Origin of the sequence: Streptomyces sp. NPDC087844, assembly GCF_044742785.1 — a bacterium.
Lineage (GTDB): Bacteria > Actinomycetota > Actinomycetes > Streptomycetales > Streptomycetaceae > Streptomyces.
Map to the genome: position 1 here is coordinate 100,911 of NZ_JBIUVD010000003.1, position 14,293 is coordinate 115,203.

At 70.2% G+C, this 14,293-nt stretch carries 12 protein-coding genes; all 12 read right to left on the minus strand.

From position 1 onward, the window contains the following. Window positions 1-79 precede the first annotated feature (79 nt). The 12 genes from ACIOKD_RS07345 to ACIOKD_RS07400 all read right to left on the minus strand — a co-directional run bounded on the left by ACIOKD_RS07345 (window position 80) and on the right by ACIOKD_RS07400 (window position 14,239). Complete coding sequence (locus ACIOKD_RS07345; RefSeq protein ID WP_402079503.1) at window positions 80-880, minus strand: rhamnogalacturonan acetylesterase; 801 nt, start codon at window positions 878-880, stop codon at window positions 80-82. A gap of 208 nt (window positions 881-1,088) precedes the next feature. Next, window positions 1,089-2,459 carry an ABC transporter substrate-binding protein gene (locus tag ACIOKD_RS07350; RefSeq protein WP_402079506.1) on the minus strand — a complete coding sequence of 457 codons (1,371 nt, stop codon included), beginning with the start codon at window positions 2,457-2,459 and terminating at the stop codon, window positions 1,089-1,091. A gap of 96 nt (window positions 2,460-2,555) precedes the next feature. Then, window positions 2,556-3,986: a right-handed parallel beta-helix repeat-containing protein gene (locus ACIOKD_RS07355; protein WP_402079509.1), complete on the minus strand. Its 1,431-nt coding sequence runs from the start codon at window positions 3,984-3,986 to the stop codon at window positions 2,556-2,558. Window positions 3,987-4,028: 42 nt separating this feature from the next. Further along, complete coding sequence (locus ACIOKD_RS07360) at window positions 4,029-5,603, minus strand: family 43 glycosylhydrolase (protein WP_402080645.1); 1,575 nt, start codon at window positions 5,601-5,603, stop codon at window positions 4,029-4,031. A 59-nt stretch (window positions 5,604-5,662) separates the two neighbouring features. Then, complete coding sequence (locus tag ACIOKD_RS07365) at window positions 5,663-6,505, minus strand: PmoA family protein (RefSeq protein ID WP_402079512.1); 843 nt, start codon at window positions 6,503-6,505, stop codon at window positions 5,663-5,665. Then, a complete protein-coding gene (locus ACIOKD_RS07370) occupies window positions 6,505-7,671 on the minus strand; it encodes a Gfo/Idh/MocA family protein (protein ID WP_402079514.1) in 1,167 nt (388 codons plus the stop codon). Before ACIOKD_RS07370 ends, ACIOKD_RS07365 begins: the two co-directional genes overlap by 1 nt. Then, window positions 7,668-8,573, minus strand: a complete 906-nt coding sequence (locus ACIOKD_RS07375) for a carbohydrate ABC transporter permease (RefSeq protein ID WP_402079517.1) — start codon at window positions 8,571-8,573, stop codon at window positions 7,668-7,670. Before ACIOKD_RS07375 ends, ACIOKD_RS07370 begins: the two co-directional genes overlap by 4 nt. Further along, entirely contained in the window at window positions 8,570-9,508 is a 939-nt protein-coding gene (locus ACIOKD_RS07380) for a carbohydrate ABC transporter permease (RefSeq protein ID WP_402079519.1), read from the minus strand. Before ACIOKD_RS07380 ends, ACIOKD_RS07375 begins: the two co-directional genes overlap by 4 nt. A gap of 148 nt (window positions 9,509-9,656) precedes the next feature. Next, window positions 9,657-11,429, minus strand: a complete 1,773-nt coding sequence (gene araD, locus ACIOKD_RS07385; RefSeq protein ID WP_402079522.1) for an L-arabinonate dehydratase — start codon at window positions 11,427-11,429, stop codon at window positions 9,657-9,659. Further along, window positions 11,426-12,343, minus strand: coding sequence for a dihydrodipicolinate synthase family protein (locus ACIOKD_RS07390; protein WP_402079524.1), 918 nt, complete (start codon window positions 12,341-12,343; stop codon window positions 11,426-11,428). The genes araD and ACIOKD_RS07390 overlap by 4 nt, the downstream gene beginning before the upstream one ends. Beyond that, window positions 12,340-12,996: a GntR family transcriptional regulator gene (locus tag ACIOKD_RS07395; protein WP_402079527.1), complete on the minus strand. Its 657-nt coding sequence runs from the start codon at window positions 12,994-12,996 to the stop codon at window positions 12,340-12,342. The genes ACIOKD_RS07390 and ACIOKD_RS07395 overlap by 4 nt, the downstream gene beginning before the upstream one ends. Window positions 12,997-13,171: 175 nt before the next feature. After that, on the minus strand, window positions 13,172-14,239 hold the full coding sequence (locus ACIOKD_RS07400; protein ID WP_402080647.1) for an endonuclease/exonuclease/phosphatase family protein: 1,068 nt from the start codon (window positions 14,237-14,239) through the stop codon (window positions 13,172-13,174). Window positions 14,240-14,293 lie beyond the last annotated feature (54 nt).

Sequence of the window (14,293 nt, forward strand, 5' to 3'; positions counted from 1 at the left end):
ATCTTCTGTCTTCAGGGGCGCGGGGAATTGCGCGACCAGCCACAACGGACCGGCACCTGCAGACGGACCTGCTGAACGCTCAGGCTTCTGGCCAACTGATCCAGGACTCAGGAATCACCTCACCGAGCCGCCGGACATCGCGCGGCAGAATCACCCGGCGCCGCGACAACTCCCCCGCGACCAACCGGGCGACGGCAATCGCCCCCGGCGGATTGAAATGCGTGTTGTCCTGCTCGACATCGGTCCAGTTGAAGTACTTCTTCGTCTCCTCGACCCCCAACTCCTGCCAGCGGGCCATCGACAGGGCCTGGATATCGAGCAGAGCCACCCCCTCCTCCTCGGCGAGGGCCCGCATGGCCACCGGATAGTCGCCGTGGGTCGCCACGGCGTTCCCGTCGGCGTCGAACTTCCGCCGCTCCACGGACGTGGCGAGCACGGGCCGTACTCCCCGCGCCCGCGCCCCGTCGACGTACTGACGGAGATAGTCCTGATACGTCGTCCACGGCTCGGTGTACCGCGTGGGATCGGCGACCTTGGAGTCGTTGTGCCCGAACTGGACGAGCAGAAGATCGCCGGGCCGAACAGCGGCGAGGATGACGTCAAGACGCCCTTCGTCGATGAAACTCTTCGAACTCCGCCCGTTCACGGCACGGTTGGCCACGACCAGCCCTTCCCGCAGGAAGAACGGCAGCGCCATGCCCCACCCGGTCTCGGGCGCGGCAGCGGCGTACTTCTGAGCAGCGGTGGAGTCACCGGCGATGAAGAGCGTGCGCCCACGGGGCCGCCCCTGCGAGGCGGCGACAGCGGGCCCCGTCCCGGCGACGGCGAGCGGAACGGCGGCGAGCGCAGCCGTGGTGACCTGTCTACGAGTGAGGCTCACGTCAGCATGCCTTTCGTTTTGAGGGGCGCGGAGAACGGCGCAGTCTTGTGCCTCTAGGGGCGCGGGGAACGGCGCAATCTCTTGCCCATAGGGGCGCGGGGAACGGCGCAATCTTTGGCTTCTCAGGGGCGCGGGGAACTGCGCGACCCGCCACAGCGGCCCCGCAGTCACCCCACAAGCCCCACCATCAAGCCACCCCCGGCCAGGGTTAACCCTTCTGCTCGTTCCACTCCGCCTGAGCGGTGTCGAGCTGGTCGGCCAACGTGTCCAGGAAGTCCTTCTCGCTCAAGGACCCGTTCAGCACCTTCTGGAAAGCCGGCTCGTTGTCCGTCTTCGAGATGGTGTTCCAGTCGGGCAGGTAGTACGGCAGCTGAACGATCGTCGTGGAACCGTCGGTCAGCGCCTCGGCCGCCAGCTTCGTCGGCTCGGCCTCGGAAACCCACGCGTCCTTCGCGGCGTCGTTGTTCGACGGCACCGCCCCCGCGGACTCGTTGAACCTGGAGTTCTGCGCCTTCTCCGTGGCGAACTCGATGAACTTCCAGGCGGCTTCCTTGTTCTTGGAGGTCTTGAAGATGCCCAGCCCGTCGACGGGGTTGGAGACCTGGACACGCTTGCCGCCCGGCCCGACCGGCTGCGGGATACCGCGGAACTTGTCGGCGCCCAGCGCCTTCACGTGGTCCTGGTAGGAGCCCAGATTGTGGTTGAGCATTCCGATCGTGCCGGAGTCCCACTGGGCGACCATCTTGGTGAAGTCGTTGTTGAGGTCGGCGGCCGGGGTGACCTTCTTGAAGAGGCCCGTGTACTTCTCCAGGGCCGCCACGTTCTTCGGGTCGTTGACCGTTGTCTTCTCGTTGCCGGTGTCCCAGAACGAGGTGATGCCTGACTGCCCGTACATCGCGTCCAGTGCCTGGGCGATGGAACCGGCGCCACCGCGGATGGTGTAGCCGAAGGCGTTCTTGTCCTTGTCGGTGAGCTTGTCGGCGGACTCGTAGAACTTGTCCCAGGTGGTGGGCGCGTCCAGGCCGGCGCTCTTGAACAGGTCGGTGCGGTAGTAGAGGACGCCGTTGTTGGCCGAGGTCGGCACCGAGTACAGCGTGCTGTCGTCGGCGCCGCCGCCGCCCGCGGCCTTCAGCGACTTGACCATGTCCTCGTTGAGCTTGGCGTTCAGGGAGGACTTGCCGAGGCGGTCGTCCAGCGGCTCCAGCGCGTTCTGCGCGGCGAAGCCCGCGAGCATCGCCGCGCCGACACCGCCGACGTCCGGCAGCCCCTTGGCCTGGATGGAGGTGTCGACCTTGGACTGGTACTCGGTGGCGGCGATCGGGACGTACTTGACGTCGATGTCCGGGTTCGCCTTCTCGAAGTCGGCGATGATCTCCTTCCAGATGTCGGTGCGGACACCGCCGTTGTTGTCCCAGAAGGTGATCTCACCCTTGCCACTGCCCTCGGCGCCCTTGTCGCCCGACGAACCGCCGCCGTCGTCACCGCACGCGGTGGCGGTCAGCGCGAGGACGGCGGTCACGGCGACGGCGGCTGCGGAGCGGCGCGCTCCTCCACTGCTGCTGCGCATGCTGCTCTTCATGATCGGCTCTCTTCTTCTGGTTCCGACGAGGGTTGTGTCGCTGTGCGGCTCTGCCGCGATGGAGCGGCGAACTGTGAAGCCATGCATCCGTGGGGGTCAGTGGTGGCGGGCATGAGGTGCCCAGCCGTCGGTCCCGGCGAGGTGGTCGGTGACCGTGTGCGTGGCCGCGTCGGCGTCCGGCAGTTGCGGCCGGTCGGCGGTGATCGTGGCGCCCGGGCCGTACGTGCGGTACTCGGCGAAGCGCGCGTCCCGCCACGAGAAACCGCTCATGTCGGTCCACGGCGATGACTTGGCCGCCGCGATGCGGACCTGCTCGCGGTACGTGCCCGGCGCGAGGCGGATCGTGATCGTGCCGTCGTTGCCGTCGGGTACGGCGTCCACGGCGGCCTGGAGCGTCGGGTGGTCGCCGGGCACGTTCAGCACGGTGTTCCCGCCCAGCTCCTCCCGCGGCCCGGAGAACCGGGACACGAGCCCGGGGACGGCCGCCGCCGGGTCCGGCCGGTACGCGTAGAAGTCCCGCGGTTCGAAGGCCGCGCCCCACTCCTCGTGCCGTCCGGTGGTGTTCCTGAGGATCGACCCGCGCTGCACCAACTCGGCGGTGGTGTCCGCCTGGTAGGGATGCTGGACGCCGTCGTAGTAGCTGTTCTCGATGACCATCCTCGTCGCGCCACGGGACCAGTTGCCGTACGTCCACACCGGGTCGCCGGGGTCCGCCTGCGCGGTCATGTAGTTGTTGTAGAGGTGTGCGTAGGCGCAGTTGTCGGCGGACGGGTTGCGCTGCTTCGTGCCGCGGAACCAGTTGTGGTCGACGGTGATCTGGGTCTTCACGTTCGGCGTCCAGCCGATGCCGAAGGTCTTGTTGTTGTTCTCGAAGCGGTTGTAGGAGACGGTGACGTACTCGCTGTCCTTGCGGATGTCGAGCTGCCCGTCGCAGATCCGCGAGAAGCGGTTGTGGTCGATCCAGACGTGGTGGGCGGTGTCCATCTGGATGCCGTCGAAGTCGGTGTCCTTGCAGTCCCAGTCGCCCTCGACGTAGGAGTCGCGGATCGTCAGGTTGCGGATGATCACGTTGTGGGTGCCGGGGGCGAGGTGCAGTTCGCCCTGGACGAGTTCGCCCGCCGTGCCGACGCCGATGACGGTCTTGTCCGAGGCCACGGCGATGTTCGCGCCGAACGGCTCCGCCTTGATCGCGCCGGCCACCCGGATGACGTACGGCTCCTCGGCCGTCGCGTAGCGCTCCAGGTCGGCCTGGGTGGTCACCGTGACGACCTTGCCGCCGGCCCCTCCCGTGGTACCGCCTTCGAGGGAGGCGAAGCCGTGCGCGGTGCCGGCCGAACGGTCCGTGGCCGACGAGGTCGAGACGTCGGCTTCGGACACCGTCACCGAGGACCCCTCGGTGGCCGCCTCGGCCGGTGTGAGGGCCCCCAGCCCCAGCGCGGCCACCAGTGCGGCGACCGTGACCAGTACCCGGCCGGGACCGGGACCCGGCCTCGGTTTCGGCAAGCGCTTGCTCAGGAAGTGCGTCATTGCGGCTCCCAACAGGCTTACAACGATGATGACGTGGTGCGGTCAGGCAGGTGGCGCGGTGTGCCGGCCGGTCTCGTGGGCGGTGATGCGGAACCGCGTGAACGTGGCCGCCCCGGCGTGTCCCGCGCCGGACGGCGCGACCCCGAAGAGGCCGAGCAGGGCGCCGACCCAGCGCCAGGGCGTGGCGGCGAACACCTGGCCGGAGGGCTCCCAGCCGCCGCCGAGGTCGTACGAGAAGCGGCAGCGCGCCCCGGCGCCGCTCTCGATCCGCAGCCGGACCCGTCCGTCGGGCGCCATCCGCGGATGCGCGGCGTCGCGCTCCCGCTCCGCGACCGGGTCGCCGAACCGGTGCACGAGGTGGACCGTCCCGTCGGCCCCCCGTTCGAGCCCGATCCAGCTGAACGCGTCGCCCAGCACGGCGAGTCCGGCCCGTGCGCCCGGCTCCTCGGCGTCGAGCCGCAGCTCCACCTCGACGGTGCACGGGGAGCCGGGCAGCCGCTGGGTGAGCACGTTCGCCAGCTTGCGCGGATCGTCGGCGTCCGCCGACCGCACACAGCTCAGCCGCAGTCCGTCGCCGGAGTGCTGGGTCGCCCAGCCGTCCTGCCGGTTCGCGGTCCACTGCCACTGCCGCCCGAACCGCCCGCCGGGGAAGTCGTCGTCGGTGGCGGGCGCGGCAGGCGGCTGCGGCGGAAGATCGGGCTTGCGGTGCACGGCGACGGGGGTGCCCTCGTCACCGATGACCGGCCAGCCGTCCCGGCCCCAGCGCATCGGCTGGAGGTGGACGACCCTCCCGTACGCGCCCTTCTGCTGGAAGTGCGCGAACCAGTGCTCGCCGGACGGGGTGGTCACCCAGCCGCCCTGGTGGGGGCCGTTGACGTCGGTGTCGCCCTGCTCCAGGACGACCCTCTCCTCGTACGGGCCGAAGAAGCCGCGTGAGCGGAAGGCGCCCTGCCAGCCGGTCTCGACCCCGCCCGCGGGGGCGAAGATCCAGAACCAGCCGTCGTGCCGGTACAGCTTCGGCCCTTCGAGGGTGAACCAGCCGGGGATGCGGTCGCCGTCCACGATCAGCTTGCCCTCGTCGAGCAGGCCGGTGCCGTCGGGCCGCATACGGTGCCCGGTGAGCCGGTTCTTGATGCCGGAGCGGGATCTGGCCCAGCCGTGCACGAGGTACGCCTCGCCGCTCTCCTCGTCCCACAGGGGGCACGCGTCGATGAGTCCCTTGCCCGCCTTGATGAGGTGGGGCCGGGTCCAGGGGCCGCGTATCTCGGGTGCGTTGACCTGGAAGATGCCGTGGTCGGGGTCGCCCCAGAAGATCCAGAAGCGGTCGTCGTGATGCCGTAACGCCGGTGCCCACACCCCGCAGTCGTGCCGGGGCTTCCTGAACTCCCTTGCGGGTTCCAGGCGTTGGAGCGCGTGGCCGATCAGCGTCCAGTTGACCAGGTCGCGGGAGTGCAGCAGCGGCAGGCCCGGGGCCCGGCCGAAGCTGGAGGCGGTCAGGTAGTAGTCGTCGCCGACGCGCAGGAGGTCGGGGTCGGACCAGTCGGCGTTCAGGACCGGATTGCGGTACGTGCCGTCGCCGAGGTCGGCGGTGAAGGCGGGTGCGTCCTGGTCGTTCAAGGGCTTCTCCTGGCCGCTCACGGATCTGTCCTGGCCGCTCAAGGGCTCCTTCCGGCCGCTCACGGGCTCACCGCCTTGCGGACGAGCGCCGCCGCCTCGGCCCGGTCGAGCCGGCCGTCGGCGACCACGGTGACGACCCGGCGTACGACGGTCTCCCCCGCCGGGACCGGCAGCCGCTCCTCGTGGGCCAGGGACGAGCCGACGCCCGGATACTCGGTGCTGCGCACGAACCACGGGTCGCGCCGGGTGCGGTCGGTGGCCCCGGCGAACACCAGCGTCCAGCCGGCTCCCGCGAGCGCCACCCAGCCGGCGCGTGTGCCGTGCGCCGCGTCCTCACCCTCGGTGTCCGCCGTGAACACGGCCGGCGGTTCGGCCTCCTTGCGGGCCCGCCAGAAGAAACCGCCGTAGGCCGCGCCGGGCCGGCCGTTGGTCGCCGGGCTGCCGATCGACAGGGGTTCGGAGGTGGTGTTGGTGAGCGAGAAGGTGAAGTCCAACGCCCAGGCGGTGTCGGTGAGTTCGGTCGCCGCGACGGTACGCCGCTCCCGCAGCAGCTCGGCTCCGGCGGCGACCCAGCGCAGCTCCTCCACGAAGCCGTCCGGGTCGCGCAGCTGGAACGCGGAGTGCCGCTGGGCACCGTGGTTGTCCAGCTCGGTCGGCCCCTGGTCGCGTACGAAGGTGCGGCCGCCCCAGAAGTTGTGACCCTCGACGTCGGGAACGGCTACACCGACGCCGAGGTGATGGAGGTGGTCGGCGGGGCTGAGCTCGGTGACAGCCGTGCCGGCCAGGGTGGTGACGGGATGGAGGTACGGACGCGGTGACAGCGTCGGGGCCAGTTCGGGCCGGGCGGTGTAACGGCCGACCGGGCGGCCCGCGACGCGCAGGACCAGCGACTCGTTGTTCATCAGGTGCTGACCTCTTTCGACAGTGCCCACGAGGCGCCCAGCTCGGAGTAGAGGGCGAGGGTGTCGGCGGCGGCCGCGACGAGCCCGTCGACCCCGGGCACGACCCGACGGTTCTCGTCGGCGTCGAGGTACCAGGCGTCGTCGGGCAGTGCGACCGGGTCCGGCGCCTGCCGGATCGCTTCGACGACCTTCATGAAGGCGCCCGTCGTGTCGGGGGCGACGAGCAGCCCGGCCCTGCCTTCGAGATGCTCGACCAGGTTCTCCAGCAGATCGGTCCTCCCGTACGTGAACTCCTGCGGGCCGTGCCCCGAGCGCTGGACGAGGACGCGGTCCTGCTTGTACCAGAAGGTGACGCGCCCGCTGGTCCCGTGCACGACCACGTACGGCTCGCCCGGATGCTCGGCGCACAGGGTCGCGGCGACGGTGATCCGGCTGCCGCCCGCGGTGGTGACACGGACGCAGGAGGTGTCGTCGGACTCGATGTCGTTGGCGCGCAGCAGCTCGGTCTCGATGCCGGCGACGTCCTCGGCGCGGGTGGCGCCGTCGAGCGCGAGGGCGGTGGCCACGGCGTGGGCCAGCGGGTTCGTCAGTACCCCGTCGACCACGTCGGCCCCGTTCATCCGGCGCCGTCCTGCCCAGGGCGCCCGGTGGTAGTACTCCTCGGCGCGGCCCCAGGCCCCGGCCCCGCCGATACCGTGCACGCTGCCGATCGTGCCCCGCGCGATCAGCTCCCGGATCGCGGGCACGGCGTGCGAGCCCATCGACTGGAAGCCGATCTGGCACACCACCCCGGCCGCCGCGACCCCGTCGGCCATCCGGCGGAACTCGTCGTACGACGGGGCCGGCGGCTTTTCGAGCAGCAGGTGCACGCCCCTGGCGGCGGCCGTCAGCGCCAGGTCGGTGTGGGTGGGGATCGGCGTGCAGACCACGGCGATCGCGGCGCCGGTGGAGTCCAGCAGGGCGCCGAAGTCGGCGCCCTGCACCGAGAGTTCACCGGGCGCGGAGAAGCCGGCCAGTTCCTCCTGGGTGAGCGGGGTCAGTTCGCAGATCCCCGCGAGACGCACCAGGCCCTTGTCCTGCAGGCGTCGGATGTTCTCCAGGTGCCAGCGGCCGTGCCCGCGGGCGCCCGCGAGAACGACGGGAAGAGGTCCCCCGTGGTCGCTCATCCCTTCACCGCCCCGGCGCTGAAGCCCGTGATCAGCCACTTCTGGATGAAGGCGAAGACGATCACGACCGGTACGGCCGCGATGATGCCGCCCGCGGCGAGTGCGCCGAGGTCGACGCTGTCGGCGCTCATCAGGCTGTTGAGGCCGACGGGGATCGTCTGCTTCTCCTGGTTGCTGAGGAACATCAGGGCGAACAGGAAGTGGTTCCAGGAGTGCACGAAGGCGAAGGAGCCCACCGCGATCAGTCCGGGCCGCAGCAGCGGCAGGACGACGACCCGGAAGCCGGTGAAGCGGTTGCAGCCGTCGACCCAGGCGGCCTCTTCGAGGGAGTACGGCACGTTCCGGATGAAACCGCCGATCAGGATCATCGACAGCGGCAGCTGGAAGACGGTCTCGGCGATGATGACACTGCCCAGCGAGTTGATCATCTGGAGTTCGGCGAAGATCTGGAACAGCGGCACCAGGAGCAGCGCGCCCGGCACGAACTGCGAGCAGAGCAGCGCCAGCATGAACGCGCGCTTGATCCTGAAGTCGAAGCGGGCCAGCGCGTAGCCGCCGGCCAGGGCGACGAGCGTGGTCATGAAGAGCGTGGCGAGGCCGACGTACACGCTGTTCTTGAAGTACGTGCCGAAGCTGCGGTCGTTCCACACCTTGTCGAAGTGCTCGAACGTCATCGGCCAGGGCACGAGCGAGGTGGAGCCGGTCGGCCTGAGCGCGAACAGCAGGATCCAGTAGAAGGGGACGAGCGTGAAGACGAGGTAGATGCCGAGCGGGAGGTAGATCTGCCAGCGCGGGGCCTCGTCCCAGGCGCGCCTGCCCTTGCGCGGGCGCTGCGGCGGTTCGTCGGCCACCGGTACGGACCGCTCGGCCGGGGTGATGGTGTCGATGTCCTTGGTGATCACTTGTCCCCACCCACTCCGAACTTGCTCAGCCGCAGATAGACCATCGAGCAGAACAGCAGGATCACGAACGCGACGGTGGTCAAGGCCGAGGCGTAGCCGAAGTTGTGTGCGTCGACGCTGGTGTTGGCGATGTAGAGCGGCAGTGTCGTCGTCTCTCCCGCCGGCCCGCCGCCGGTGAGCGTGTAGAGCAGGTCGACGTTGTTGAACTCCCACACCGCGCGCAGCAGGGTGGAGAGGATGATCGCGTCCTTCAGGTGGGGCAGTGTGATGTGCAGGAACTGCCTCAGGCGGCTGGCGCCGTCGACCTCGGCGGCCTCGTAGAGGTCCTTCGACACGGACTGGAGGTCGGCGAGGATGAGGATCGCGAAGAAGGGGACTCCGCGCCACAGGTCGGCGACCACCGCCGCGGAGAAGACCGTGGAGGTGTCGGAGAGCCAGCTGGTGCCGTACTCCCCGATGCCCAGGTCCGCGAGGTAACGGGTGATGCCCGTCTGGGAGTTGTAGAGCAGGACCCAGATCGCGGAGGTGAGCACACCGGAGACGGCCCAGGGTGAGAAGACCATGGCGCGGCCGAGCGAGCGGCCCACGAAGGTCTGGTTGACGATCAGTGCCAGCGCCAGGCCGAACATCAGCTGGAGCCCGACCTCGACGACGACCCACTTGCCGCTGAAGACCAGCGTGTCCCAGAACTGCGGGTCCTCGGTGAAGATGCGGGTGAAGTTGTCGAAGCCCGCGTAGCCGTTGCGCCACGGTTTGGTGGGGTTGTAGTTCTGCAGGCTGTAGTAGAAGACGCTGAGCACCGGGTAGGCGATGAAGCCCAGCATCAGCAGTCCCGCCGGGGCGATCAGCAGATACGGGAGCCTGCGGGGCGTCGCCGAGCCACGGCGCCGCCTCGGTGGCGCGGGCTGCTTCGCCACGGCTGCGGCTTGTGCCATGACTGTTCTCCGTTCTCGGGTGTGCGGGTCGAACCGGTGGTACGGATCAAGCCGGTGGTACGGGCGCGCGATCTTGATGGCAAGCGCTTTCACGTACGGTGTGCGGGAGCCGGACCGCGAGGTGCGAGGCGGTCCCGGGTATGACGGATCAGCCGGCGTACGGGTCCGGCACCTTGCCCGGCCGGGCCAGGAAGGCGAAGTCGCAGCCGGAGTCGGCCTGGGTGATCTGGTCGTTGTAGAGCGCGCCGTAGCCGCGCTCGTAGCGCTCGGGCGGCGCGGTCCACCGCGCCCGCCGCCGCTCCAGCTCCTCGTCGTCCACGTTGAGTCGCAGAGAGCGTGCGTCGACGTCGAGCGTGATGGTGTCACCGGTGCGGACCAGGGCGAGCGGCCCGCCGATGTACGACTCGGGCGCCACGTGCAGCACACAGGCGCCGTAACTCGTCCCGCTCATCCGGGCGTCGGAGATCCGCACCATGTCCCGTACGCCCTGCTTCAGCAGATGGTCGGGGATCGGCAGCATGCCGTACTCGGGCATGCCGGGGCCGCCCTTGGGCCCGGCATTGCGCAGTACCAGCACGGTATCCGCCGTGATGCCCAACTCCGGGTCGTTGATGGTGCGTTGCATGGTCCGGTAGTCGTCGAAGACGACCGCGGGGCCGGTGTGCCTGAGCAGGTGCGGCTCGGCGGAGATGTGCTTGATCACCGCGCCGTCGGGGCAGAGGTTGCCACGCAGCACGGCGACGCCTCCCTCGGCGGCGACGGGGTTGTCCCGGGTGCGGATGACCTCGTCGTCGTGCACCTGCGCGGAGGCGAGCTGTTCGCGCAGGCTGTCGTGCGAGACGGTCGGCCGGTCCAGGTGCAGGAGGTCGGTGATCCGCGACAGGAACCCGGGCAGTCCGCCGGCGAAGTGGAAGTCCTCCATGAGGTACGTGTGGCCGCCGGGCCGTACGTTCGCCAGGACCGGAACCGTACGGGCGATGCGGTCGAAGTCGTCGAGGGTGAGCCGGGCTCCGGCCCGTCCCGCCATGGCGATGAGGTGGATCACGGCGTTGGTGGAGCCGCCGAGTCCCAGGACGGTCGTCACGGCGTCCTCGAAGGCCTCCTGGGTGAGGATGTCGGACAACTTGCGGTCCTGGCGGACCAGTTCGACGATCCTGAGCCCCGAGGCGGCGGCCATCCGGTCGTGCCCGGAGTCGACCGCGGGGATGCTGGAGGCGCCGGGCACGGTGACCCCGAGCGCCTCGGCGGCGGCGGTGAGCGTGGACGCCGTCCCCATGGTCATGCAGTGGCCGGGCGAGCGCGCCAGACCGCTCTCCAGTTCGGTCATCTCGCAGTCGCCGATGAGCCCGGCCCGCTTGTCGTCCCAGTACTTCCACATGTCGGTGCCCGAGCCGAGGATCTCGTTGCGCCAGTGGCCCGGCAGCATGGGACCGGCGGGCACGAACACGGCCGGCAGGTCGACGGACGCGGCGCCCATCAGCAGCGCGGGCGTGGACTTGTCGCAGCCGCCCATGAGGACGGCCCCGTCGACCGGGTACGACCTCAGCAGCTCCTCGGTCTCCATCGCGAGCATGTTGCGGTAGAGCATCGGGGTGGGTTTCTGGAAGGTCTCGCTCAGCGTCGACACCGGGAACTCAAGGGGGAAGCCGCCGGCCTGCCACACACCCCGCTTGACCGCCTGGGCACGGTCGCGCAGGTGGACGTGGCAGGGGTTGATGTCGGACCAGGTGTTGAGGATCGCGATGACCGGCTTGCCGAGGTGCTCCTCGGGGAGGTAGCCGAGCTGCCGGGTGCGGGCCCGGTGGCTGAAGGAGCGCAAGCCCGACGAGACGCCGCTGCCGTACCACTGGTGGCTGCGCAACTGCCTTTCCGGGGCCGGGATCCGGCTGCTTTCGGGTGTCGACGGGCTGACGCCGGTCATATGGACCACCCCGCGGCGATGGCGGCGACCTCGGCCCGTTCGGACTCGGGAAGCTGCCTGCTGGGCGCGCGGACGTCCCGGCGGCACAGGCCGAGCGAGGCCAGGGCCTCCTTGACGACCGTCACGTTGTTGGCTGAGCCGTTGGCCCCGCGCAGTTCCTCGAAGCGGCGGATCTGCTCCCAGATCTTCATCGCGCCCGCGTAGTCACCGGAGCGCAGTGCTTCGATCATGTTCAGCGAGACGGCCGGGGCGACGTTCACGAGCCCGGAGGTGAAGCCCGTGGCGCCCGCCGAGAAGTACGAGGGCGCGTACGGCTCCGCGAGACCGGCCACCCACACGAAGCGTTCGAGCCCCGCGTCCCGGGCGAACGCGGCGAAGCGGGCCGCGTCCGGCACGGCGTACTTCACGCCGATCACGTTCGGGCAGGCGTCGGCCAGTTCGGCGAGCCGGGCGCCGGCGAGCACCGGGTTGCGGATGTAGGGGACCACGCCCAGTTCGGGGACGGCCTCCGCGATCGCCCGGTGGTAGTCGACCCAGCCGTCCTCCGACACGTACGGATGCACGGGCTGATGGACCATCACCATCTGGGCCCCGAGCTGCCGGGCGTGACGGGCGGAGGCGACGGCGGTCGGCAGGTCGTGCCCGACCCCGACCAGGACGGCGGCCCGGCCGCGCGCCTCGTCGACGGTCAACTCCGTGACCAGGCGCCGCTCCTCGGGGCTGAGGGCGTAGTACTCGCCGGTGTTGCCGTTCGGCGTGACGATACGCACGCCGGCGTCGAGCGCCCGCCGCAGCAGCGCGCGATGGACGTCCCTGTCGATGGAGCCGTCCTCGGCGAAGGGGGTCACGGGGATCGCCACCACGTCGGCGAGGGCGGCCCGTTGAGCCTCGAACGTGGTCGTGGTCGCGGTCATTCCTGTTCACCCTTTCCCTGGACCTCGGGGAAGGCCCGTTGCACGAAGGAGGCGATGTGCGAGTGCAGGGCGCGTGCCGAGCCGTCCGAGTCGCCTTCGAGGGCGAGCCGCAGGATCTCCCGGTGCTCGGTGGCCTCGCGCTCCCAGGACGGGTCGGCGGCCCAGGCCACCGCGGAGACCAGGGCGGCCTGGTCCCGGACCTCGTCGAGCATCCGGCCGAGCAGCGGGTTGCCGCAGCGGACGTACAGGGAGCGGTGGAACTCGCGGTTGGCGAGGGACCGCTGGGCGGTGTCGGTGGCGGCGTCGGCGCGTTCGAGCGCCTCGCGCGCCGTGTCGAGGGAGGTGCCGCGCAGGACGGAGCGCCGCAGGGCCTCCGGTTCGAGCAGCAGCCGCACGTCGTACACCTCGCGCGCCATGTCCGCGTCCACCATGCGCACCGTGACGCCCTTGTACTGGTTCATCACGACGAGCCCGGTGCCGGCGAGGGTCTTGAGCGCTTCGCGCACCGGGGTCTTGGACACCCCGAACTGTGCGGCGAGCTCGGTCTCGACCAGGGCCTGGCCCGGGCTCAACTGCCCGGTGAGGATGCGGTGTTTGATCCCTTCCTGCACGTACTGCGTGCGGGAGGGGATCGGCATGGGCACAGAGGTCATGCTCGCCTCTCGGTGGCGCGGAGCCCTCAGGGATCGAGGGATCGCGTATCTGATCTCGCGTATCGCGTCTCATATATGACGTACGAAGTACGACGCGACGAAGCTAGAAGCGCCTCTGTGTTTCGTCAATGCTTCCGACAGAAGAAGTTGCCGCCGACGTCCGGCGGCCGTGGGTTCACCAGGTGACCGCGGCGGCCACCGGCAGGTGGTCGCTGCCGGTGGCCGGCAGCACCCGCGCGCTCCTCGGTTGCACTCCACGGACCAGGATCTGGTCGATCCGCGCCACCGGGAAGCTCGCCGGCCAGGTGAACCCGAAGCCGTCCCCGGCCGCGTCCTGGACCGAGTGCATCTGCGAAGTGATGCCGTCGAACGCGCGGTCGTCCATGGTGCCGTTCAGGTCACCGAGCAGCACCACGCGCTCGTTCCGTTCGGCGGCGACGGCCTCACCGAGCGCCTGCGCGTTCCTGTCCCGCGAGTCCGTCCAAAAGCCCGACCTGGGATTCACCCGCGCGGATCCCAGGTGGGCCACGTACACCGCCAGCGGCCCGTGGTCCGTGGCCACCGTGGTGCGCAGCGCCCGGTTCTCGGCCGTCGTGGCGTCGGCCGGTCTGCTCCTCGCCAGCGGCCCGGCGTCCGTCCTGATGTCGACCGGCCGGGTGTTGGACAGCGGCAGCCTGCTCCACAGCCCGACCGTGCCGAGCACCGCGTGGTGCGGGTACGCCTTCGCCAGCCCCTTCTCGTACGTGCCCCGGTCCTGCGGGGTCAGTTCCTCCAGCGCCAGCACGTCCGCGCCCGAGGCGGCCAGGGCGCGGGCGGTGCCGGCCGGGTCGGGATTGGCCGCGCCGACGTTGTGACTCGCCACGGTGAGGTCGCCGCCCGGGTGTGACCTGTCGCCGAGCAGCCCGCCGAAGAGGCTCAGCCACACCGTGACCGGCAGCAGCAGCGCGACCACCGCGGAGGCGGAGCGGCGCCACAGTGCTCCGGCGAGCAGCACCGGGACGAACAGGCCGAGCCAGGGCAGGAAGGTCTCCACCAGGCTGCCGAAGTTCCCGATCCGGTTCGGGATCCTCGCGTGCAGCAGCAGAGCCAGTCCGAGCAGCAGGGCCGGCGCCGCGAGCACCGGGCCGCGTTTCCAGGGGCCCGGCCGCAGGCCGACGCGGACCGCGCGGCGGATGCCGGCCACAGCCGCCGTGCCCGCCGTGCCCGCAGTGTCGGCGGCGTCCGCCGTGTCGGCCCGCGTCATCGTCCGTCCCCGCTCGTTGTCGGTCACTGTTGCGTCCTCGGGTCGTCGGTGGGG